This window comes from Gammaproteobacteria bacterium (genome assembly GCA_041395445.1).
Classification (GTDB): domain Bacteria; phylum Pseudomonadota; class Gammaproteobacteria; order Xanthomonadales; family Marinicellaceae; genus NORP309.
This window is the reverse complement of sequence record JAWLAO010000011.1, coordinates 18,796-42,624: the sequence shown is the minus strand read 5'-3', so window position 1 is coordinate 42,624 and position 23,829 is coordinate 18,796. Positions and strand designations below refer to the sequence as shown.

The 23,829-nt window shown below is 36.2% G+C and carries 26 protein-coding genes; 11 read left to right on the top strand and 15 right to left on the bottom strand.

Going from position 1 to position 23,829, the window contains the following annotated elements; all coding sequences use genetic code 11:
- On the top strand, positions 1 to 329 hold a 329-nt coding region (locus R3F25_13265), incomplete at its 5' end, for a hypothetical protein (GenBank protein ID MEZ5497768.1).
- A 39-nt stretch (positions 330 to 368) separates the two neighbouring features.
- On the opposite strand, the gene R3F25_13260 is transcribed toward R3F25_13265, so the two are convergent.
- The 3 genes from R3F25_13260 to R3F25_13250 form a co-directional block, all read right to left on the bottom strand.
- On the bottom strand, positions 369 to 764 hold the full coding sequence (locus tag R3F25_13260) for a hypothetical protein (protein MEZ5497767.1): 396 nt from the start codon (positions 762 to 764) through the stop codon (positions 369 to 371).
- Positions 765 to 786: 22 nt separating this feature from the next.
- A complete protein-coding gene (locus R3F25_13255; GenBank protein MEZ5497766.1) occupies positions 787 to 1,035 on the bottom strand; it encodes a hypothetical protein in 249 nt (82 codons plus the stop codon).
- Between the two features lie 1,078 nt (positions 1,036 to 2,113).
- Positions 2,114 to 2,584 (bottom strand): hypothetical protein, encoded by a 471-nt coding sequence (locus R3F25_13250; protein ID MEZ5497765.1) that lies wholly within the window; start codon positions 2,582 to 2,584, stop codon positions 2,114 to 2,116.
- Positions 2,585 to 2,921: 337 nt separating this feature from the next.
- Between R3F25_13250 and R3F25_13245 the strand changes: the two genes are divergently transcribed.
- A complete protein-coding gene (locus R3F25_13245; GenBank protein MEZ5497764.1) occupies positions 2,922 to 3,191 on the top strand; it encodes a GNAT family N-acetyltransferase in 270 nt (89 codons plus the stop codon).
- A 66-nt stretch (positions 3,192 to 3,257) separates the two neighbouring features.
- On the opposite strand, the gene R3F25_13240 is transcribed toward R3F25_13245, so the two are convergent.
- On the bottom strand, positions 3,258 to 3,776 hold the full coding sequence (locus R3F25_13240; GenBank protein MEZ5497763.1) for a hypothetical protein: 519 nt from the start codon (positions 3,774 to 3,776) through the stop codon (positions 3,258 to 3,260).
- 79 nt (positions 3,777 to 3,855) lie between these two features.
- On the opposite strand from R3F25_13240, the gene R3F25_13235 reads away from it, so the two are divergent.
- From R3F25_13235 to R3F25_13215, 5 genes are all read left to right on the top strand, one after another.
- Complete coding sequence (locus tag R3F25_13235; GenBank protein ID MEZ5497762.1) at positions 3,856 to 4,398, top strand: DUF1697 domain-containing protein; 543 nt, start codon at positions 3,856 to 3,858, stop codon at positions 4,396 to 4,398.
- Positions 4,399 to 4,514: 116 nt separating this feature from the next.
- Entirely contained in the window at positions 4,515 to 6,725 is a 2,211-nt protein-coding gene (locus R3F25_13230; GenBank protein ID MEZ5497761.1) for an NADP-dependent isocitrate dehydrogenase, read from the top strand.
- Between the two features lie 264 nt (positions 6,726 to 6,989).
- Entirely contained in the window at positions 6,990 to 7,199 is a 210-nt protein-coding gene (locus R3F25_13225; GenBank protein MEZ5497760.1) for a type II toxin-antitoxin system VapB family antitoxin, read from the top strand.
- A complete protein-coding gene (locus R3F25_13220; GenBank protein ID MEZ5497759.1) occupies positions 7,196 to 7,561 on the top strand; it encodes a type II toxin-antitoxin system VapC family toxin in 366 nt (121 codons plus the stop codon). The genes R3F25_13225 and R3F25_13220 overlap by 4 nt, the downstream gene beginning before the upstream one ends.
- Positions 7,562 to 7,563: 2 nt before the next feature.
- Positions 7,564 to 8,034 (top strand): hypothetical protein, encoded by a 471-nt coding sequence (locus tag R3F25_13215; protein MEZ5497758.1) that lies wholly within the window; start codon positions 7,564 to 7,566, stop codon positions 8,032 to 8,034.
- Positions 8,035 to 9,817: 1,783 nt separating this feature from the next.
- Here the strand turns inward: R3F25_13215 and R3F25_13210 are convergent.
- The 7 genes from R3F25_13210 to R3F25_13180 form a co-directional block, all read right to left on the bottom strand.
- A complete protein-coding gene (locus R3F25_13210; protein ID MEZ5497757.1) occupies positions 9,818 to 10,156 on the bottom strand; it encodes a glycosyltransferase family 2 protein in 339 nt (112 codons plus the stop codon).
- A gap of 552 nt (positions 10,157 to 10,708) precedes the next feature.
- Positions 10,709 to 11,008 (bottom strand): hypothetical protein, encoded by a 300-nt coding sequence (locus R3F25_13205; protein MEZ5497756.1) that lies wholly within the window; start codon positions 11,006 to 11,008, stop codon positions 10,709 to 10,711.
- A 598-nt stretch (positions 11,009 to 11,606) separates the two neighbouring features.
- Positions 11,607 to 11,909, bottom strand: coding sequence for a hypothetical protein (locus R3F25_13200; protein ID MEZ5497755.1), 303 nt, complete (start codon positions 11,907 to 11,909; stop codon positions 11,607 to 11,609).
- Between the two features lie 415 nt (positions 11,910 to 12,324).
- Complete coding sequence (locus tag R3F25_13195; protein ID MEZ5497754.1) at positions 12,325 to 12,615, bottom strand: pilin; 291 nt, start codon at positions 12,613 to 12,615, stop codon at positions 12,325 to 12,327.
- 335 nt (positions 12,616 to 12,950) lie between these two features.
- Positions 12,951 to 13,415 carry a pilin gene (locus R3F25_13190; GenBank protein ID MEZ5497753.1) on the bottom strand — a complete coding sequence of 155 codons (465 nt, stop codon included), beginning with the start codon at positions 13,413 to 13,415 and terminating at the stop codon, positions 12,951 to 12,953.
- Between the two features lie 220 nt (positions 13,416 to 13,635).
- Positions 13,636 to 13,827: a hypothetical protein gene (locus R3F25_13185; protein MEZ5497752.1), complete on the bottom strand. Its 192-nt coding sequence runs from the start codon at positions 13,825 to 13,827 to the stop codon at positions 13,636 to 13,638.
- A 946-nt stretch (positions 13,828 to 14,773) separates the two neighbouring features.
- Positions 14,774 to 15,100, bottom strand: a complete 327-nt coding sequence (locus tag R3F25_13180; protein MEZ5497751.1) for a hypothetical protein — start codon at positions 15,098 to 15,100, stop codon at positions 14,774 to 14,776.
- An 853-nt stretch (positions 15,101 to 15,953) separates the two neighbouring features.
- On the opposite strand from R3F25_13180, the gene R3F25_13175 reads away from it, so the two are divergent.
- The 4 genes from R3F25_13175 (at position 15,954) to grxC (ending at position 18,300) form a co-directional block, all read left to right on the top strand.
- Positions 15,954 to 16,166: a shikimate kinase gene (locus R3F25_13175; GenBank protein MEZ5497750.1), complete on the top strand. Its 213-nt coding sequence runs from the start codon at positions 15,954 to 15,956 to the stop codon at positions 16,164 to 16,166.
- Positions 16,167 to 16,200: 34 nt separating this feature from the next.
- Positions 16,201 to 17,289, top strand: coding sequence for a 3-dehydroquinate synthase (gene aroB / locus R3F25_13170; GenBank protein ID MEZ5497749.1), 1,089 nt, complete (start codon positions 16,201 to 16,203; stop codon positions 17,287 to 17,289).
- On the top strand, positions 17,244 to 17,960 hold the full coding sequence (locus tag R3F25_13165; protein MEZ5497748.1) for a hypothetical protein: 717 nt from the start codon (positions 17,244 to 17,246) through the stop codon (positions 17,958 to 17,960). Before aroB ends, R3F25_13165 begins: the two co-directional genes overlap by 46 nt.
- A gap of 73 nt (positions 17,961 to 18,033) precedes the next feature.
- Positions 18,034 to 18,300 (top strand): glutaredoxin 3, encoded by a 267-nt coding sequence (gene grxC / locus R3F25_13160; protein ID MEZ5497747.1) that lies wholly within the window; start codon positions 18,034 to 18,036, stop codon positions 18,298 to 18,300.
- Positions 18,301 to 18,312: 12 nt separating this feature from the next.
- On the opposite strand, the gene R3F25_13155 is transcribed toward grxC, so the two are convergent.
- The 4 genes from R3F25_13155 to purH form a co-directional block, all read right to left on the bottom strand.
- Positions 18,313 to 19,380 (bottom strand): AI-2E family transporter, encoded by a 1,068-nt coding sequence (locus R3F25_13155; GenBank protein ID MEZ5497746.1) that lies wholly within the window; start codon positions 19,378 to 19,380, stop codon positions 18,313 to 18,315.
- Positions 19,381 to 19,465: 85 nt separating this feature from the next.
- Positions 19,466 to 20,743 (bottom strand): hypothetical protein, encoded by a 1,278-nt coding sequence (locus tag R3F25_13150; protein MEZ5497745.1) that lies wholly within the window; start codon positions 20,741 to 20,743, stop codon positions 19,466 to 19,468.
- Between the two features lie 143 nt (positions 20,744 to 20,886).
- On the bottom strand, positions 20,887 to 22,182 hold the full coding sequence (purD, locus tag R3F25_13145; protein MEZ5497744.1) for a phosphoribosylamine--glycine ligase: 1,296 nt from the start codon (positions 22,180 to 22,182) through the stop codon (positions 20,887 to 20,889).
- 11 nt (positions 22,183 to 22,193) lie between these two features.
- Positions 22,194 to 23,777, bottom strand: a complete 1,584-nt coding sequence (purH, locus tag R3F25_13140; GenBank protein ID MEZ5497743.1) for a bifunctional phosphoribosylaminoimidazolecarboxamide formyltransferase/IMP cyclohydrolase — start codon at positions 23,775 to 23,777, stop codon at positions 22,194 to 22,196.
- Between the last annotated feature and the right edge of the window lie 52 nt (positions 23,778 to 23,829).

Genomic DNA, 23,829 nt, shown 5'->3' with positions numbered 1-23,829 from the left:
TCTGGATTGTCTCTCCGCTCCTGCTTCGAGCCCCTCGGGTCGCTTCGCGTGGCAAAACGGCTGTCCTGCCGTTTGGTCCCTGGTCAAGCCAGAGGATGACAGGATGGGATATCTCGACTACACTGGATATGACGATGTTTTGTAACATTCCCCTCAATCCCCTTTCAAAAGGGGAGGTTTTTATCGTGTCTTTTCCTCAGATGCACAACATTAAAAAGTATATCGGAAGTTCTGTTTTTGAGATACCTGCCTACGCAGGTATGACGGTTTTTACTTTCAAAAGGATTGGTTGGTATCAGCTATTCATCCAACATTATTTTAAAAGTTAATAACTTTATCCAAAAAATTACCAACTACCCGAATGTTATTTATCCAAACACTTCCAAAATTCTGTTTTTATTAACCTCTTTATCAACAAGGAACTGTATAGCCAATTCCTGACTGTATTTTTTAGAATCGTCACTTTCGCACATGCCATTTTCAGAAAGTGGTTTAAGTCCGAGTTTTTGTCTTTTGGCGTTGACTTTGTTTTGATAATCTTTGCTCATTGGGTTTATGCCTCGTTGTCTGTCTTTAGCATCGACATTGTCATCAAGCATAAAGTCGAATTCTTCGGGAAATAAAACGCCATGAATCGAATTGTGCAATCGTTCAAAATTTTCACGGCAGTTCATGATTTTCTGTAATAACTCCAGTTGATTGTCAGACAACCCTTTTTCCAGTTGTTTTTGTTTTTTGACTTCTTCTTTTTTGAGTCTGTTCATAATATTTTCCTCTGTTTAGTATTTATAAATCTTCAATTTTGACTCTGATCGTTCCATTGTTTTCTTGCATTCGATTAAGAGCCCATTGGACAAGCAGGTCGTTTTCAAATTCGTCTTCTGTCTGTCCTCGTTCACGAGCAATCAAGCGAAATAATTCATCTTCAGACATGCCGTTTTCTTTGGCAAAAGTCTTAAAGAAATCTTTATCATTTTTGCCACGGAGTTGGTATTGCTTTTTGAATTCGTCTTCGATTTTGATTTCTTTAGTCATAATAACCTCTTTATGTTTGTATCTAAATCGTGCTTGTTATTTCTGCAAAGGAGAAAATAACGGTGTTTTCATCAGATTCCCGCCTTCGCGCACTAGTGTCCGGTTAAATTTTTAGAGTATGTTCTGAAAGCATTGCAATGTTTAGTTTATAAGCATTTGTTTTTCCTTGCCGTCGATAAAGTAGTATTTATTCTGTTTTTATGAATAATCCATTTATAATTGTAAATCGATTAACATTCACCATTTATTATGCTTTTTGGACAATTTCATACCAAATAACTTATCAGTGGTTTTAATACTCAATAGCCACTATCATTGAACACTTCAAAATGAAACGCTCTACATTTTTCAGAAGCTTACAGACGTATCAGGCCTAAACAAATTTGTGAATCTAGGGTCATTCTCATCCACATAAATAGTAACATAAGGTCTTTATTGATTTTGATTCTCCCCGCCGGGGCTGTGGGCATTAGATGAATGATTTGGTCTGACATTGGAATTATGGCCTGATCTTTCTCCAATGTTTCCATTTAACACTTTCATGATATTATTGTGCACGAACGAAACCAAAAGCCTATATGTTTTAGATTATACGTATAACTTGGATAAAACAATGAATCCTTTTTCATTGTTCGTGCAAACTAATATCATTAAATTTTGTTAAAGAAACATTGAGAGCAAATGAGGCTATAATTCCACAGACCAAATCATTCATCTAACCCACAGCCCGGCGGTGGGAATCAAAATCAATAAAGACTTATGGTTCTATTTATGTGGATAAGAAGCCCATCAGATTCACAAATGTTTAATCGTAGTGCTTAATGCTTCTGAAAAACAGCGTTTCACGTTTGAATTATATGATAGCTAGTTGAAACTAAAAACATATTTTGGTTTGAGAATGCCGTAAAGCAATATGTGTGATAAGTTTTGAATGAAATTGCTTGCAATTTAAAGCATCAAATGGTCAAAGAAAATCGTTTCAAACTCTTCAACATGGATTTTTAAGTCTGAAAACTGGTTATATACCGCAAAACCAAACATTGCAAGCTTCAAACAACTCTAAAAATTTAACCGGACACTAGTGCGCCTTCGCGGGAATGACGATATTTTTAAAATTTGTACATTTTGGGTTTATGCACCCGGGGTTTATTCCAATTACCATCACATGCCTGATATCCCCATCTTCATAAATCACATCAGATCCCATGGGCATGTTTATTGGTTCCTGGCATTTGTCACAGGTTCTGTGACCACATTTTTGGCAGAACCATGGATGTAAATTTTGTTTGAATAGTTCGATTGCGTTGTTAATGTTAGATTGTGACCATATCGACCATATTCCCCACACCACAACATAAGTCTCAGGATTTTCACTCAGTTTAAATGATTGAAAAGGGTAGTCTTTATTACCGCCACCCTGAAACTTTTTTGATAATTTTATCCCTCTAACTCGCTGATGAACAATTCGCTTTCCACCGACTTGTTCAATGGTTTTGTTACAAAAAATACAGTTGGGTGCCGGTAAGAGTTTTTTTGTTTTTGCATTCATGGTTTTTTCCTCGCTCCTGAATAATGAAAAAAGCAGGACGGATTGAGGAGCAAGCAAACGCCACGCTTTAGCCGTATTTGTGAATCGCCCGCAAGTTGTCTATTAAATCGGCGATATTCCTTTTGGAACAGTTTTAATTATAGACAGTTCATTCTCAAAACCTGAGAATGGTTGAAAATTTCAGTTTTTTTTTGATATTTTTAACAATATTCAATATAAATACTATGTAATATCTGAGAAATCATATGACAATTAAAAATTTAGAAGTTGAAATTATTCCCTGGCAACCGGAGCTGGCAGAGTATTTTATTCAATCAACGAACAATGGGTCAGTGATATGTTTGTCATGGAGGCGATTGATGAGCAAGTATTGTCACAACCTCAAAAACACATCATCGATAAGGGTGGACAAATTTGGTTTGCCAGAAATCCTGAACTGGGGATTATCGGAACCTGTGCAGTCAAAAAATACGATGAAGGTTGGTATGAACTCACCAAAATGGGTGTTTTGGAGTCATCCCGTGGATTAAAAGCCGGTGAGATTTTGTTGAAAAAAGTCATAGAAGATTGTGAGAATAATCCGGATGTAAAACTCTGTTTCTGCTAACCAATAAAATCTGCGAAGCTGCTATTCATCTGTATGAGAAAAATGGTTTTGTGCATGATGAAATGATTAAGCAGAAGTTTTCCGGAATTTATAAACGCAGTAATGTTTATATGCTTTATACAGGCAAGAAGTTATAGAATCGAGCAAAGTCTCTAGAATTTTAATCCCAAACGTACTTCCAACTGCCATCAGGTTGTTTTTCCAAACGGTGTGGAAAATTCCCTCTCCGGATTTCAGATTTCCGTCTTTATCAGTGTATTCGTACTGATATTGACCATAGGTGTAGGCTAATTCTTTAGATTCGGCGACATCAATAAAATCCGGTTTCCAGAGAAATTTACTAAATACGATAGAGTGATTATCAAAATATTGAGCAATTTCTTCTTTGCCTTTATATAGCTTATCATTTCTCATAATGACTGCATCATCAGCTGCAAAGTGCAGGAATGCAGTTTTTAATCCTTTTTTGGTCGCCATTTCGTTGAAAGCCGCTTCTGTATCGAAGATTTCTTTTCTCAAAAAATCTAATGTTTCGCCTGCCATTGCTGCACCTGTTATAAAAACTAAAACGATTATTTTAAACATGAAATTCCTTGCTGAAATATCAGATACTCACAATCTTACGCTAAAATGTTTATAAATTTGAAAAACAAAACGATAGCCTATGAAAAAAGTAGCCATTCTGCGTGGAATTAATGTCAGCGGCCACAAAAAAATTAAAATGGAGGATTTAAAGAAGATGTTTGAGGATTCAGGTTGTACTGATGTGACAACCTATATTCAAAGTGGCAATGTGATATTTAATTCAGAGATAGATAACAACTCAGAGCTGAAACAAATTTTAGAAAAAGCCATAAAAGACACCTTTGGCTTTGATGTTCCTGTAATTATCCGCAGTCATGAAGATTTGCAAAATATTTTGAATAATACTCCATGTGGCTCAATCAACTTGGAAGCTGATGGAGCAAAATATCTATTAACAATGCTGGCGGAAGCACCTGATACCGACAAAGTCGAAACACTGATGAGCTATGTTAAAGAGCCGGAACAATTGGTTGTAAAAGAAGAAAATATTTATCTCTATTGTCCTAATGGATATGGAGAGACGAAACTCTCCAATGTTTTTATCGAGAAAAAACTCGGAGTGCAGGCGACAACCCGTAATTGGAAAACCATCACCAAATTACATGATATGTGTGAGGGATGACCGCATAGACTTTAGTTTAAATTAAAGAGAGCAATTTCTTCAACTCTGTTATCTGTTCAGCAAATCCATTATAATGTCAGGTTGATATTCAGAATAAAATTACTGAGAGATTTGCAATGACAAAACCAACCATCATCTACACACTAACTGACGAAGCGCCGGCTTTGGCAACAGCTTCTTTTTTACCTATCGTACAGAAATTCGTACAAACTGCCGGCATCAATGTCGAAACCAGCGATATTTCTTTGAGTGGAAGAATTTTAGCTAATTTTTCCGATTATTTGACGGATGAACAAAAGCAATCGGATGCTTTGGCAGAACTCGGAGTTTTGGTGAAAAAACCGCAAGCCAATATCATTAAACTTCCTAATATTTCAGCATCAGTTCCGCAATTGAAAGCTGCCATTGCCGAGTTGCAAAGTAATGGTTATGCAATTCCTGATTATCCGGATGAACCGGCGAATGAGAAAGAAGTTGAAATCAAAGCCCGATATGCGAAGAATCTAGGTTCAGCAGTTAATCCGGTTTTGCGTGAAGGAAATTCCGATCGTCGTGTGGCTGCTCCGGTTAAAGCTTTTGCAAAAGCCAATCCGCACTCAATGGGAGCATGGAACTGTGATTCCAAATCTCATGTAGCACACATGACTGATGGAGATTTCTATTCCAGCGAGCAATCCGTTGTGATGGATGCTGAAGATGATGTTAAGATTGTTTTGAAAACCGCTGATGGCGAAACTGTTTTAAAGCAAAGCACACCATTGCAAGCGGGAGAGGTTATTGATTCCTCTCGTATGAGTGTTAAAGCCTTACGAGCCTTTTTTGCCGAACAAATCAGAGAAGCAAAACAGCAGGGTGTTTTGTTTTCATTGCATTTGAAAGCAACCATGATGAAGGTATCCGATCCCATCATGTTCGGACATGCAGTAAAAGTTTTCTTTGCCGATGTTTTTGATAAACATGCTGATACTTTTGAGCAATTAGGTGTGAATGCCAATAATGGTTTTGGTAATGTTTTGAACAAAATTTCAGAGCTGGATGAAAATAAACGCTCCGAAATTGAAGCGGATATTGAAAAATGTTTCGCTAATGGACCGGATATGGCAATGGTTGATTCTGACAAAGGGATTACCAATTTGCATGTGCCTAGTGATGTGATTATTGATGCCTCCATGCCGGCAGCGATTCGCACTTCGGGCAAAATGTGGAATAAAGACGGCAAACCACAGGATATGAAAGCCTGTATTCCGGATCGTTGTTATGCCGGAATTTATCAGGAAATCATCAGTTATTGCAAAGAACACGGTGCTTTTGATGTCACTACAATGGGCAATGTTTGTAATGTTGGCTTGATGGCACAAAAAGCGGAAGAGTACGGCTCGCATGATAAGACTTTTGAAATTCCACAAGCTGGAACAGTACAAGTTATCAATCAAGCCGGTGATGTTTTAATGCAACACGAAGTTGAAAAAGGCGATATCTGGCGCATGTGTCAAACCAAGGATTTGCCGATTCAGGATTGGGTTAAATTAGGTGTCACTCGTGCGAGAAACACCGGAAGCGCCGCTGTTTTCTGGCTCGATTCCAACCGAGCTCATGACAGAAGCATTATTGCAAAAGTTGAAAAATATCTGCCTCAGCATGATACAAGCGGATTAGAAATTTCTATCAAATCACCGATTGAGGCGATGAGATACACCTGTGAACGAGTCACAGCAGGCTTGGATACGATTTCTGTCACAGGCAATGTTCTGCGTGATTATCTGACCGATTTATTCCCGATTCTGGAACTGGGAACTTCAGCAAAAATGCTTTCAATTGTTCCATTGCTCGCCGGAGGTGGCTTGTATGAAACCGGAGCTGGCGGTTCCGCTCCTAAACATGTTCAACAATTTGTCAGTGAAGGACATTTGCGTTGGGACTCACTTGGTGAATTTCTGGCATTGGCTGTTTCCATCGAAGAAATCGGTCTCAACGGCAATGCCAAAGCAAAAGTTTTGGCAAAAGCATTAGATAATGCGACCGCCAAATTTCTGGAAACCAAGAAATCCCCATCGCGCAAAGTCAACGAAATTGACAACCGTGGCAGTCATTTCTACCTGACAATGTATTGGGCTCAGGCTCTGTCCGAACAAAATGATGATTCCGAACTCAAGTCACAGTTCACTCAATTAGCAAAAGATTTATCCGATAATAAGGGTAAAATCACTCAAGAATTGCTTGATGCTCAAGGTGATGCAGTCGATATTGGTGGATATTACTTCCCGAACCCTGAAAAACTATCCAAAGCCATGCGTCCGAGTGAGACTTTGAATAGGTTGATTGGTTAATTTTTTATCATTCATATTGTAAAAATTGTAGGGTGGGCTGCGCCCACCTTACGGCTAAGCATAGCGCATGGAGAAAAATTCTTCTGGAAAGAATTTTCACGCAAGCCCTCAGGGATGATGGTAAGCATCATGGATGATACGCATAGATATCAACAAGATTTCTCGATTCGCTTCGTTGACTCGAAATGACGGAAAAAGGAAGAACCAATCATACAGATCAACAGATAATTGCAATTTTAAATCGGCTATCGTATAATTTATCGTATGAAAGTTACAGCATTAATATCCGATGAATTAATTGAAGAAGTGAAAAGATTGACAGAGGGGAAAAATATTACCGAGTCAATCACTATTGCTTTGCGTGAATGGGTTGAAAACCAAAAGCACAACAGGGATGATTTATCTCAATTTGTTGGAATTTGGAAAGACAGAGATATTTCAAAAGAATCTATACGAAAAGAAGCCTGGAAATGATTGTTTTAGATACTTGCGTATTAATTGAGGTTCTTAAAGGCAATCTGAAAGTTCTGGAAAAGTTAAATTCTAGCGACCAGCAATTTGTTATTTCTTCAATTTCAGAAATGGAACTCTATTATGGAGCATTAAACAAAAAAGAATTACTCACTTTGGAAAAGTTTTGTTCCAAGTTCAAAGTGATACATATCAACTCCAATATTTCAAAAATATCTATTAAACTTATCAAGCAATACGCAAAAAGTCATCAACTGGATATTCCAGACAGTTTAATTGCTGCCACTTGTTTAGCCGGTAGTTTTAAACTTTACACTCTAAACATTAAAGATTTTAAATATATTGAAGGTTTGGTACTGTATTAACGATGAATAAAATAAAACAAATAATAACTATTTCCCTATTTTTGATTCTCATAGGTTGTTCTTCCGAGCCCGAACTCACCAAAGACCAACTCCTCAAACAATCTATTGAACGATTGGAGCAGCGATTTGAAGCGAGAAAACTGGGTGAAATTGTTGAATATGTGAGTAAAGACTATCAAGACGATTCCGGACGTAAATATGATGACGTCAAGCGAGTTATTCAGCTCCAACTCATGCGACACAAAACGGTGCATATTTTTTCAGTAATAAAGGATATACAGTGGGCGGATGATTCCAATGCAACCGTTCAAATCACAGCCGCCATGGCAGGCAAACCAATAACTGATCTGAGTTTATTACCGACACTTAGAGCAGATATGCTTAGCTTTACCGTTGATTTTGTTCTTGAGGATGAGGTTTACAAAATCCAATCCGCATCATGGACCTGGGCAACTCCGACGGATTTTTTGTGAGTATCATATTTAATTGTGTTAAACTTAACAGCTAAATGACATAGGCTAACTGATGGACTCCAATAAGAACATTCTGAGTGATTTAAAAGGGGATAAATATACTTCCAAGAATCCAATTGCAATAAAACTGCTGAATAACTTTTTTAATACAATATCTTCGTTGTTGAAGCTAATAGATCCCAATGATATCAATTCAATGACTGAATGTGGTTGTGGAAAGGGACAAGTTACACAATTTATTACTGATAACATTAAGTTAAAATCCGTAAATAGTTTTGATATATCAGAAGAGGATTTTATTTGTAAAGTAATAATATCAAAGAATATGTTAACTTCTATACTAAAAGTATTTATGATATCGATATAAATGAAAAAGCAGATTTAATTGTTTGTTGCGAAGTATTGGAACATTGGATTTTCAGATAAAGCACTGAAAAAAATGTCAGAGCTAAATGCGAAGTATTATTTGTTTAGTGTTCCCAACGAGCCACTTTGGTGTATTTTGAACTTTCTTCGAGGAAAATATATTAGACATTGGGGAAATACTCCTGGACATCTAAATCATTGGAGCACAAAAGATTTATTCAAACAGTGGGAAAATATTATGATGTAATAGAGGTTAAAGCCGTTACCATGGACTATGTTATTAGCACAATTAAAAGTAATCTCCAACAATCAGCACCTATTTCTTTTTATCAAATACACTGTAGTTGCCTTTTCTTTTTATTTTTTACTGAATGTTGTCTATAACAATAGCCAACATATTTTTGATATTTTCTGAAAATCATTTGTAACATTTTACATTAACCATCTTATTTTGTTCAATTATTTATGTATTCTTGTTATTAATACTAGCCAATAGTTGGAAGTGCATATTGAACTTTCTTGAAAATGAAATAATAAATACAGCAGTTGTCTCAGTTTATTTAAAAGTCAGATATACAAATATCTTCCAGGGAATATTTTTCATTATGTAAATAGACAAGCATCCGCTTCACAACGGTATTTCACATAAATCGTTATTCAAGAACAGTTTTTGAGGCGTTTTCTCTGATCATTTCTGCAATATTATGTTCAATTTTAATTATTATTAATACTCATAAGAGTTGGAATAATATCCAGTTATTTTTTATTTTTATTACATTTTTATAGTAGGAATCGTCGGCTAGTCAAAACTATTCAGCTTTCTCAAGTTTATTATTTGGTGTATTTTATCTGTATAGGAGTCATTTGTTTTCTGGTATCAAGTGTTAGAAGTGCAAAATCTAGTAGCAACATCTTGTATTGCTATTTATGCATTGTGCTTGGCTTGCTGGATTTATCATTCAGGAACCCCAGGAGAGCTAGGTGTTAGAGAAAGTGTTTTTATCTTGCTTTCTTCCAGTCAAACAAACTCTACTTTGCTTGATTACTATTATCGCCACCATGAGAATTATTACAACTTTAGGTGAATTCATTATAATTTTGTTTCGAAGTTTGATTCATCTTCCTCAGAGCGATGCATTAGATTCGTAATTGTTCTGATATTAACCCCATCAAGAAGATTATGATCAAGAGGTGCTAAAAGTAAAACACCCATATTGGTAAACCTGCCATCAGTAAAATAGGTATAAATATAATATCCAGCCCCATAATAAATGTTAACAAACTAGCCGGGAAGAATAGTTTCAAGGGAGAATAAAGAGTCCCTATTTTAAAAATTATCAGAAAAAAGCGAGAGCCATCTTTTAATAGATTGATCATGAAACTTTACCTTTCCTTTGGTGTAAAAATTGGCATATATTTAACAGAAAATCCGGCCCTGAAAACGCCATGGTAATCGTTGTTGGATAAGAAAAACCATTAGGTAGTAAATACAAAAACTAAACTTTTTGGCATTCACAATTCTTAATCCAGATGTTAAATCTTCAATTTTATGTCCCGTCATGTATGATGCAATGCGATTATACAAGCCATTGCCAAACAATCTTGTCAGTGATGCCTGAGATTTACTATCTCTGGCACCAACAATCATGTCATAGTGACCAGAGTTATATTCATCAATTAACTTTTTAACATCTTCAACACGATGTTGACCATCGGCATCCATGAAAATCAGAACATCGCCTTTTGCATTTCTCACACCTGTTTTAATAGCGCACCATTCCCTTAGAGTAAGGGTGGTTAACTACATTTATATTATTTTCCAGACAAACTGGTTCTGTATTATCAGTAGAGCCATCGTTACAACAATTATTTCTGAAACTTTTTTATTTTGACTAAATCAGGCAATAAAGAAGTAAAACCCTGTGATTCATTCTTTGCAGGAATTATTATCGATATATTCTGTCTTTCGGTAATTTTTTTCATTAAACAAACTTCATTTATATAATCCCTATCAGTATACCTAAACCTAAATTGTTTTAGCATTTCTTCTAACTTTAAAATGACCAAATTGGCATAATCATGCTGATTCTTTTTCTATATAAATATTGGTAAATTAATAACATCTGCAAAAAAAGCATAATCATCCAAGTACTTTATTGATAATAATGGATAAACTTTCTCAAATTCATTTTCAGGGAAAATAGAATTTTAAATTTGTTAACTACATTTCTGACCTTATTAATTTAATTCCATTAGAATTATCCAGAGTGTTTAATAAGTTCTCCAGATTCATTGGTAATATCCAATATTAGGAACAATCATCATTGTATAATACTTCTAACAACCCATAAATTGATGCAGCATCATGTTTTGTAACTCTATTTTGTCTGATGTAATTATTCAACTGGGAGAAGTCTTCTTTTTTTATGCTACTATCCATACATTTAAGATTAATCAGATTCACTCTCAAAGAAATGTCTCTATGTCTCTTGATAGAGTCCTCCAATAACTCTATGGCGAGGTTTGTATTCCTGTTCATATAGTGATATCTAACCATCTCATCTATAGCACGAATAGAATTTGGATATTTTTCTTGAGTTGCTAGCATTAGTTCTGTAGTATCAGACCACATATTGGTTCTTTTATATGTTAAAGATGACAATATGATTATAATTGAATAACAGCAATATGGTTCAAATAATATTTATTAATTTCTTATAGATGAAAATTGCAACTGGAAGAAATATAAACAATGCAGGCAAATAATTTCTGTGCTCAAATGCCAACTCAAGCGGAATAAAACTGGATTCTAAAACATGTGAGACAAAATAAAATAGAACTGAGAAAGCTATCAGTGGATATTTTTTCTTATTAATACCGAGGATACGATTAGTAATATAAAAATAATTGAAAAAATAGTTGTTATTGGATTGATTAAAGACTTGGATATTTCAACTCCATCAAAGAATACACCCTCTAAAATAGCTGGGGAAAAATAAATTATATAAATAATAAACAAGAATGCGAGTTCCGTCATCAGCCTTTCTATAAGTGTAAGTCTCTCAGAGTATCCGGAGAGAATATTGTTAAACAAAATAGCAAAACCGAGTACAATAACAACCAAAGGCAGAATGAATATGACCTCTACGCAACTTGTTCATGTTAAAGAGTTGTTTTGTTTAGAACCAAAAACTCAATTAGCATATCTATAAAAACGGTAGTATAATACCGTTTTCTTTGCTTAATGTTGCCAGAAAGTACAAACATATAGCCCTAAATATATAAAAATATGACTTCTTGCTATTTTTGTACTTCTCATCTCTTCCTTTCAAATAAAAAAACAAACCCAGCAATACAAAACTGGTTGGCAACATAGCCATTCTTTGGATTACATATAAAGTTGTAGAAACAAAGTAAGGATGAAGTAGCCAAAATGCCATAGTTATTAAAGCCACATTTCTGGCAAATGATTCTTTATCTGTATTAAGTGCAATTATTTTATATGTCACCAGATACAGTAGAACTCCATTTATTAGATGTATAAATAAGTTGAAAACCTTAAAAGAAAATGCATTTACAGTCAGAGTTGTAGTATTGAGCAAGAAAGAAAGCGTGGAAACAGGTCTTTTCAGAGGTCCGGCATCATAACTTAATATGTATCACTTATGAGTGCATCAACACCCTCAGTTGGAATATATTTCAATATTCCTGAGGTTTGGCAAATCATCAAACAAATAACCCCCTAAAAGTCCAGGAAAATAAGAAAATATTGTTAATGATACAGTACAAATTACTAATATGTAGTATCTCATACAATTGGTGTTGTATCTAATTAGAGTTAATACTAAGTTAAAAAAAACCCACAAACAAATCTGTGGGTTTTAAAATCAATGAGTAAAAATATAATACTGAATTAAGCTATATTTATACACATCCACCTGGTTTATGTGCAGGATCAACTATAGTTGTAGTACATGCCCAAGTCAAACTTCCTCCAGCGTCCGTAGGAGTTAAAACTATATTAGCACCTGAAATATCCGGATCAGTACCACCAATCAAGCATGTTAATACTCCACCAGCTGACACAGTAACACTCGTTACATTAGGTCCAGTAATAGTATTTGCTGCACTCATGAATGCAGTTGCGTTATTCGTTATCAAAGCCAATGAGTTAGTAGCACTCCAACGCTCGAGGACATCTGGATACCTTTCCACCAGCCATAATAGCTAAGCACTCACCTGCTTTAGTACGAGTTGAATAATCACGATATGCAGGAATTGCATAAGCCATCAAAATACCGATAATCTAAATAACAATCATTAACTCAATCAGAGTAAAACCTTGTTGTTTTCATTTTATTTACCTCTCTAAAAAAATAATTTTGATTTTAAGAAGGGTCTGGAGTCACCTCGTAAAAACCTTCTTTCCGTCCTTTGATTGTTAGAGTAAATCCTTCAGCACTCAAATACAAAGGTACATTTGTATATTTTATACTATTTGAGAATTTCATCACCACAAAATCAACCGATATTTTCCTTTTGTAAAAAATCTATCCAAGAAAATGACAATTATTGTCATTACAAACAACCCCTGGTTTGTGTGCTGGATCTGGGATGTTGGTTGTACATACCCAAGTCAAACTTCCCACACCTGGGGTTGGTCTCAAAATAATATTTGAGCCAACTATAGCAGAATCCGTACCACCTATTAAACAAGTTACAACACCTCCCGCAGATACAGTAACACTTGTAACATTTGGTCCTGTAATTGTATTTGCGGCAGCTAGAAAAGCTGTAGCATTATTTGTAACCACAGCCAAATTATTTTCTGTATTCCATAATTCTGAAATTGCTGCTTTCGCTGAACTCATCATTGAAAGGCACTCTTTTCTTTGTCGGGTTGCATAATCTCTGTATGCAGGAATAGCATAAGCCATTAAAATACCAATGATTGCAATAACAATCATCAACTCTATTAAAGTAAAACTAGTAGTTTTATTAACTGAACCAAACATTCTGACACCTCAAAAAATTATTTGTTACATTAACGTAAACAATAATATAATAAGTGACGTTTAATGCTTATGTTCAACGGACTCGAATTTTAGTTACAATACATTTTTCAGGAAAAAGTGTGGTCTATTTCTTAAAATATGGAATAATTAAAATTACAATAAATTGACACAAATTGTTGCATTTACCTATTTTTATTGAATTTATCCCAGACCGAAAGTTTCATCTTTTTACGAAATCGACAGATAGATGAATATGATCTCTGAAAACAATCGTATTATCATTGACTGCATAACAATGCTTTTTTGGACAAACGATATCTTCCATATTAATAAAATCGACATCCTTATAACTCATTGATATTTCATTTTGCCAATCCCATGTTTCACTTTCAATCATCTCATGAACAGATATCCAGACTGATTTTGGAGAACTCTTGATAACAATCTGCTTCCATCAAACATAAATAATTGGACTAAAGCTCATTTCTGGGGTTCCTGCAATTATCTTAATTTCATCTGAAAATAATAACAATTCATCAATTATTTCTTTGCTTCCATTTATCCAATCATCTTTTCCAAATGGGTATGTTGTTGAGTTGTAAATAATTACTAAGCTGGGTTTTTGTCTTTATTTCTTCCAAGACCGAATTTCTCCAAATCTACGCTTGTGTATTCTGCTCTGATTCTGTAATAAAAAAAAAGGTCTGTTAATAATCAGTTAGCCTGACTTTGTAAAAACTATTATTTTCCATGAATTTCTCTCATAATACTCTTTAATTGTAGGAAACCATTGCAATAGGAAATGCTATCGCCAAAAACAACAACTCTTTTCTCTGAATTTAGATTTCCATAAACACAGTTTTAAATCAGAGGAGTGATACCAGTCATCACAACCATCATCATAAACTATAGGCAGTTTATTCATCACTCTTACAATTTCACTTTGTCTGGGATCAGACTCAAAGTTTCTCAGATACTTTTTTTAATAAATATAACAAGCTGGCTACTAATAACATAATTAGTAGTGAAAAAATTATAGTTAGTTTTGCTCTAGCCTTTATCTTCACACTTCTCCTAATTGGTTGTTCAATGAATTGATATGTCGCTATAGACAATAGGATGGTTAAGACAAAAGCAAAAACAGGGTGCATAAAATGATAGTACTTTTGCAATTTTTCGCTAAAAACCAAAATAATCAATGCCAAAGATAAAAAGAATAAGAAATATTTCCGAGGAGCACTAAAGGTTTAAGTGATAATAACTTTCCAAATCCACTATAACTACCACTATAATTTGGCAAAGTAGTAGTAAGGATGAAGGTATAAATACCTGCCAATTTGGATAAGGGGATTGAGGAGTCAAACATAGTCGGTAAATAGTATGAGAGTTATGCCAATAATTGTTGAAAGTTCCATAACTGATGACTTAGGGTCAAAGACATTACTTTGCGGTTTACTAAAATGAAAAATAGCAACTAAACAACCTAAGCCAAATTGCCAAGCTCTAGCTGGCATCATATAGAAAGCAAGATTGCTAGAGTCTTTTGTAAAATAATACTGTAACACAATTGATGATACAATTACTGTTGAGATGAAAATGATAAGATAACTTCTTTTTCTTAAACGAGCCAGCCCAAATAATACTACCAACGGCCATAATAAATAAAACTGTTCTTCAACGCCCAAAGATACTATGTATGCATATAGGTTCTTTATCTGCAATTGGCGAAAAGTAGTTTATTTCACTAAAACTATAAAATATTACTAAACCAGAAAATCGCACTTATCGCACTATCATAGTATGAAAACTTGTACTACAGGCGGTAGAATTATTAATGTTGCTATTGCTGTAGAAATGATAACTACTATCAAAGCAGGTAATAGTCTGCAATCTTCTAGCATAAAATCGATCAAATAAATTGTTTCAGATGCTTTATAATCTTTTAATAATAACAATAAATGAGATGACATAGCCTGAAATCACAAAAAAAATATCAACTCACAAAGCCACCAGAAAAAGCTGCCAATTGGCATGAGCAAAAAGACGAGAAGTAACACTGATATAGCTCTTAACCCTTGTATATCTAATGTAATCTTGTTTCATAAATCAATGTAAGCAAACAGATGACATATTATCACTGAAAACTTCTAAAGCAATATAGTTAGTTAAAATTTCATGCTGAGCTTTTGTATCTTATTGAATATGGATATTTGTGGAATTCGCAAAAAATAAACACATCATTCTAGTTGGACCTATGGGTGCAGGGAAGTCCACGGTTGGGTCGATTCTAGCAAATAAATTGGAGATGGATTTCTACGATGTTGATGAGGAATTAGAGAAAAGATGTGGTGTGAGTGTCAATATCATTTTGAAATTGAGCAAGAAGAGGGGTTTCGTAAGCGTGAGACGACAATGCTGTCTGATCTTTTTGGAAAAACACCTCCTTCAATCATTGCAACCGGTGGTGGAATTATTGTTAGGAGGGAGAAAATTTATTAATTCTGCAAAGTGGTTCGGTTGTTATTTATTTAAACAGATATCAATCAGCAATTGTTGCGATTGCGAAAGGATAAAAAAAGGCCGTTATTGCAAGGAAGTGACAGAAGAAAAAAGCTCAAGGCTTTAGCCAAGGTTCGTAATCCGCTATATGACTCGATTGCAACTGTCAAAGTCAAGACCGGTCACCAATCCGCATATCGAATGGCTTCCATCATTATGAAGCACTATTTGAAACCTTTGCTTGATTCGTGATTGTTTTAGATGTGGAATTGGGGATAATGGTCACATGCAATCAACAATCGTAAATATCACCTTAACTGGAAGTAGCTATCCAATAATAATTAATGACAGTTGTTTCGATTTAACTTCGGTTAAGGAGATTCTAAGAGGGCGTAAAGTGGCTCTGATTTCCAATGATAAAGTGACTCCTTTATATCTTGAAGGTGTTAGCAAAGAATTATCTAAATATTGTTCTGGTGTTTTTCCGCATATTTTGGCAGATGGAGAAGAGTACAAAAACTTGGATTCATGGCGTGGCATTCTTGATTTTTTAGCTGAAAAAAATTTCAATCGCTCGGATTTATTGGTGAGTTTGGGCGGTGGTGTGGTTTGTGACATCACGGGTTTTGCTGCTGCCAGCTGGATGAGAGGTGTTGATTTTATCCAAATTCCAACCAGTCTTTTGGCTCAGGTTGATGCATCGGTTGGTGGCAAAACCGGAATCAATCACCCAAAGGGTAAAAATCTGATTGGAGCCTTTCATCAACCTAAAGCGGTCATTATCAATACCGCAACTTTAAAAACTTTGCCGTCAAGAGAATTTAAATCCGGCTTAGGTGAAACTGTCAAATATGCTTTCATCAATCAACCGAAATTCAAAAAGTGGCTGGAGGAAAATTCTGATAGAATTAACCAGCAGGATTTATCAACTTTGACTGAAATGATTGCTCAATGTTGTCAATTTAAAACCGAAATTGTGCAACAGGATGAAAAAGAGCTTGGAGTTCGCGCCTTATTGAATTTAGGTCATACCTTTGCCCATGCCATCGAAACTTTTACTAAGTACAAGGAATACACTCATGGAGAAGCTGTAGCAATCGGAATTGCAATGGCAGCTGAATTATCTGTTATAATGGAAAAATCGAACCAGAGACTGATAGATGATGTTCGTGCGTTGATGGCTAAATTTGAATTGCAGGACACTATTCCTAAAAGCATTAATCCGGAAAAATTAGTTGAACTGATGAGATTGGACAAAAAAGTAAAAGGAAACACTCATAGGTTAATTCTAATGAAAGATATTGGGGAATCTTATATCCAAACAAATGTATGCGAAAAAGATATTTTACAGGCAATAGAAAACTGTCAGAGTTAAAAATTCTGATTTGTTTATTTGGGGGCTGGGCTTTTTCTGTAGCGGCAGAAAAAAAGTCTGAAGACATTGATATTGTTTGTTATGCGACACCAAAACAATGGGTTTGCGCTCCTGAATCGGAAAAGCAAAAGGCTAATGAAAAGGCTGCCGAACTCGTTGAAAAGTATGAAAAGGAAGCTCCATCAAACATTGTGATTAAAACGATAGACATTCCGAAATTTGAATCCGCAGAACAGGTTAAACAAGATGATTTCTATTCAGCAATTCTGCCCCGTGAAGAAGTCGTAAACAAAGACGAAGTTGTTGAAGATGCAGTTGAGACCGAGCAATCAGCAACAGAACCTGTAGCACAATCTCAAAAGCAGCCACAAAATAATTATACACCTGTCGATAGCAACCCTTATGCCAAGCTGTGGTCTCATCAATTGATTGGAGTTAGTACCCCTCAAAATGCAGTTAAGTTTGTTGTCAGTAAAAAACTGAGAAAAGAAGATGTGCTTATTATTAAAACAACACGAGCCGGAATGGAGTGGTGGGTTGTTTTATTTGGGTTGTATAAAGACAAACAAACCGGAATTGAAAACGAGGTGAATCTTCCAACGAATCTTGATAAGCCGTGGTTGCGACCATTACTTAACCTTGATGTATTGGGCTTTATCGAAGATTTTTAAATAATTGCCTTGATTTAAACAATTTTTAACATTCCACGGGTTACAATATCGCAAAAAATGACCGGAATAATAAATGTCTAAAGTTGTACTTTATGGAACACTATTTTGCCCTTACTGTTTTGCTGCCAAGCATTTGCTGAAGCAAAAAGGGGTCGAATTCGAGGAAATCAGAGTTGACAAAAACCCTTCTCTCAAACAAGAAATGATTGAAAAATCAGGACGTTTCACCGTGCCTCAAATTTTTATTGGCGATTATCATGTTGGCGGATATGACGATTTATCCGAACATGATCGATCCGGTAAATTAGATAGTATTCTTACAACTGACCTGGCAAGTTAAATAGCTTGATATTCAGTCAAGTGCGATTTCTGTTTCTGCTTTCTTTGGCCAAGCGTTGATAATCGCATTAACCATTGTTGCCAATGGAATAGCAAAGAACACACCCCAAAACCCCCAGATTCCTCCAAAGAAGAGCACAGCCAGAATGATGGCAACCGGATGGAGGTTGTTCACTTCAGAGAATAACCAAGGTACCAAGACATTCCCGTCAAGCAATTGAATAATGCCGTAACTAACCATTATCCAGGCAAAATCAGGCGTCCAACCAAACTGAAAGAACGCAACCAGAGCAATCGGCACAGTCACCAATGCTGCTCCGATATAAGGTATCAGAACAGAAAAGCCGGTTAAGGTTGCTAATAATATTGAATACTTGAGGTTAAATAGAATAAAGACGATATATGTCACTAGTCCGACAATAAAAATTTCCATAACTTTGCCTTTGACATAATTTCCAAGTTGCTCATCCACTTCATTCCAAATTGACATGGTCAAACTGGAATCTTTTGGGGTGAATTTAGAAATCCATTTGATAATATTTTGTTTGTCTTTAAGCATAAAAAACACCAAGATTGGTGTCAAAACGATAAAAATCCCAATTGAAATCACACTAAAAACCGATGAAACAGTTTTGGTTAATACACCTTGTCCGAGTTGGGTCAGTTCAGTGGATATGGTAGAAGTTAGAGAAGTTGCTTGTTCTTCTGAGATGATATTGGGATAGTTTTCATGTAATTTACGGACGAACTCTAATCCCGTACCAAGATAAGTCGGAAGTTGCTGAACTAATTCCGAAATTTGAGTAATTAATACAGGAATCACCCAAAATATAAAAAACATCAATAAAGCCACGAATAATAAAAACACAATGAGTACGGATAAAATTCTTGGAACTCTGAGTTTTTCCAGACGTAAAACCACACTTTCCAGTAAATATGCGAGAACTACGCTACTTAAAAAAGGCGCAAGTGGTTTACCAAGGAATATAATCACTGCGAATAATGTGATTAACAAACTGATTAAAATCACTACTTGAGGATTATCAAAATTTCTTTTAAACCAACTGGAAAGTACGTTCATGTGATTATTTTATTTGTTAGCGCAATGTTTTCATTCTATAGCAGTGTTCAAAGAATTGCTATCTATTGAATGAGGCGAGATTACTTTAGAATTGAACACTCCAAGACATCACACCTTCGATATGATCTCCTGCAGAAAATCGGTTGACCCGTCCAAAATCAGTTTGACCAACCAGAATTGGTTTATTGGCATAACTCGCTGAAAGATTAAACTCTCCACCAATAAGAGCTTTTGAAAGACTTATCTTATAACTCAATGCTGCTGTGTCATTTTTAAGAATATCATTCAAGACTTTAGCTGTAGCAGGAGCTTGTTGTCTGGATGTAACAGTGAAGTTGAGTGATAAGTTTGAATGAACCATTTTATCATAACTGACAGAATAAACCGTTAAATCATCCAGTTTGAAAATTGGACTGAAAATACCATTAAAAACATTTAGAAACTGCTGTGAATAGCCGTAACTGTCAACAGTTTGGCGATTGGTGTCGATACTACTGTAGGCAATGTTTTTTGCAGAAAAAGACAAATTATTAGATTGTCCAATTGGCATATTTAAAGCAACTGAGGTATTTTTGGGAATATCGAAATCACCGGAATCAGAGTATTGTTGTCCATATAAATCAAACTCGTTCATGTGAACACGGCTCTGATACCCGAAAGCAAGACTCATGCCCCAAGGCAGGTTCTGTGAGTATCTCAATTGATATCCGGTGCCTTTATTGGTTCTGGAAAATGACTCATCATTAGATAACGAGTAAGAATCGGTATCGGCAACTGTTACCGAGCCGAAAGAGTTATCGAGAAAGCGTTGTTGCACAAGAACTGCCGAAATTCCGAAAGAGTTGTAGTCACTGGAATATACATATCCCGGTGCATAAAACTGCTGCTCTACGATTGGAGAATAGCTGCTTTTTCTTGAACCCTGAGCGAGACCAGAAAAATATTGATCTGAAATTTGTTGAATTGTAAAAGACGTTGCCTGAACGGTTTCATTAGAAAATAAAAATGAAATTTCACCATTACCAAGAAGGGAAAAATTGTTATAGTCTTCAAAAACCGGCACAGATATAAAGGCTCTGGTTAAATTATAATCACTTATAATATTCTCACTTACGGTGTTATAGACTGAAATATAACTGCTTCCCAATCTTGATAAGTCGCCAAAATAACTAGGATTTAATCGTGATGAAATCTGTTCACGCCATTGACCCAAATACATAGAACCTTTCAAATCAACAGCTGAAGCATTGGATTGATTCGACAGAGAATAGCGAGACGGTGACAGCATAAAAGCCGACGACGAACAAGCTGTTCCTATCAGAACGGAAAACGCTGCTATTTTTTGGAAAAGTTTCTTTTTCAACTTATTAAGTTTCTTAAATATTTAAACACTGGTAATTTTATCACCCTCATCAGGAGGAAATAATGACAAAAATACAACAGTTTGTCAATTAATGTAAACATCACTAAAGCTTTTCCCTAATTTGTTGTAAGTATGCAACAGGTCTAACTTCGCTCGCTTTTGATAGCTTTAAAGCCAATATCTGTTCGATTGTACTTGCTTTTCCAATTGATTTTATCGACACATTTATATGCAGATTCCTGCGCATTTTTAATGGTATCTGCAAGGGCACAAACACACAATACACGTCCGCCATTAGTCACTATTTTGCCACTTTTTTCAGCAGTTCCGGCATGGAAAACCTTACACGAGTCTTGGGAAATACTTTCTAACCCCAAGATTTCAGAGCCTTTTTCATAATGATTGGGATACCCTTTTTCAGCTAAAACGACACCTAAACAGGCTTGATGATTCCAGTTAACCTTGCATTGATCCAATTGTCCTTTGATTGCAGCCAGACAAAGCTCATCCAGATTGCTTTGGAGTCTCATCATGATTGGTTGAGTTTCAGGGTCGCCAAATCGGACGTTGAATTCAAGAACTTTGGGGTTGTTATTTTTATCAATCATTAGGCCTGCATAGAGAAACCCAACGAATGGAGTTCCTTGTTGTTTCATTCCACGAATCGTCGGTTTGATAATTAAATCAATAGTTTTTTGGAAAACTTCATCTGTAACAACAGGAGCCGGAGAGTAGGCCCCCATTCCGCCGGTGTTGGGCCCTTTGTCTCCATCATCTCTGGCTTTATGATCTTGTGATGTTGCCATTGGCATGAAGTTCTCACCATCTGAAATCACAATGAAAGAGGCTTCTTCACCTTGTAAAAATTCCTCAATAATGATTCGATGACCCGCTTCACCAAAGACATTGCTTGAAAGCATATCGGCGACGGCGTCATGTGCCTGATTGAAATTTTCGGCAATTACCACTCCTTTTCCGGCAGCCAAGCCATCAGCCTTGATAACAATCGGATATTGATTCTGTTTTTGCAAATAATCAATGGCTTTGTCCTGATTGGTAAAGCTTTCATAAGCGGCTGTCGGGATATTGTTTTTCTGCAAAAACTCTTTACTGAAAGTTTTTGAACCTTCGAGTTGAGCGGCATCAGCCGTTGGTCCAAAACAGTTAATACCGGCATTAGTCAACGAATCAACAATGCCATCGCAAAGTGGTTGTTCGGGACCCACGACAACTAAATCAATATTATTGTCTTTACAAAAAGTAATGATTACTCTGAAGTTATTAATGTCAATATCTACATTTTTAATATTTTTTTCTCTGGCAGTTCCGTGATTTCCCGGAGCGACAAAAACCTGACTGACAGTTGTCGATAGACTCAGTCTCCATGCTAAAGCATGTTCTCTTCCACCTGAACCAATAACTAATACCTTGTTTTGCATAATCGCTCTCTTTAGTGGTTGAAATGGCGAATGCCGGTGAAAATCATAACCATGTTGTGTTCGTTAGCGGCATCAATCACTTCTTGGTCTCGAATCGAGCCACCGGGTTGAATGACAGCAGCAATTCCGCTGGCGGCAGCTTCGTCAATTCCGTCTCTGAACGGGAAAAATGCATCCGACGCCATCACAGAACCCGATACTTTCAGACCGGCATCATGGGCTTTAATATTGGCAATACGAGCGCTCATAACACGGCTCATTTGCCCGGCACCGACACCAATCGTCATTAAATCTTTTCCATAAACAATCGCATTGGATTTCACTCTTTTGGCGATTTTCCATGTGAATTTCATGTCTTCGAGTTGTTGTTCGGTTGGCTGAAGTTTACTAACAACTGTCAAATCTTCGTCTTTTAATTGCAAAGTGTCGGCATCTTGCACCAGCATTCCGCCATTGACACGTTTGTACATTAACCAATGCTGTTCATCCGTTTGCCAGTAGCCACACTCAAGAACTCTTAGGTTTTTCTTGCCTGAAAAGATTTCAAGTGCATTTTTACTAAACTCCGGAGCAATAATCACTTCAACAAATTGCTTTTCCAAAATAGTGGTTGCCAATTGCTCATTCACTTTTTCATTAAATGCAATGACTCCGCCAAACGCTGAGGTCGGATCGGTTGAAAATGCTTTTAAGTAGGCCAATTCAAGATTTGATTCGAGCGCCACTCCGCAAGGGTTTGCATGTTTGATAATGACACAAGCCGGAGTTCCGTCAAATTCTTTCACGCATTCCAATGCGGCATCGGCATCGGCAATGTTGTTATAACTGAGTGCTTTTCCCTGAATTTGTTTGGTAGCTCCGATAGTGCCGGATTGAGGATTTTTATCCACGTAGAAAGCTGCTTTTTGATGAGGATTTTCACCATAACGCAAATGAGCTGCATGACGGTATTGAGTGGTTAAAAAACGAGGAAAATCATTTTTATCGCCGGTATCTTTCGTTGATGACAAATAGTTAGCGATAAGTCCATCATATCGGGCTGTGTGAGCAAATGCTTTTGCTGCCAAAATGTGTCGGTTTGCGTGTGAAATGCCGGAATAGGTCGTCATCTCGTCGATAAACTCTTCGTAATCATCCGGATCAACCAAGACTGTCACTCTGTCATGATTCTTAGAGGCGGCTCTAACCATTGCCGGCCCACCAATGTCGATATTCTCAATGGCTTGATCAAGAGTGACGTTTTGATTGCTAATGGTTTGCTCAAACGGATAAAGATTCACAACCAACAAATCAATCGCTTCAATGCCGTTTTGTTGCATTACTTCATCATCCGTTCCGGTTCTTCCGAGCAAAGCTCCGTGAATTTTCGGATGCAGAGTTTTGATTCGTCCATCCATCATTTCCGGATACCCCGTGTAATCTGAAACTTCGGTCACTTCATAGCCGAGTTGCTTGAGGTATTTTGCCGTGCCTCCGGTTGAAAGCATTTCAACACCCAGTTCATTCAAGCCAGCAGCTAGTTGATTGAGGTTGGTTTTATCGGAAACACTGATAAGTGCACGCCTGACAGAAATTCTATTTTGAGTCGTTGACATTGTGATTGTTTGTTTGGATAAAGAATGGCGTAGTATTATAACGCCTTTGCTA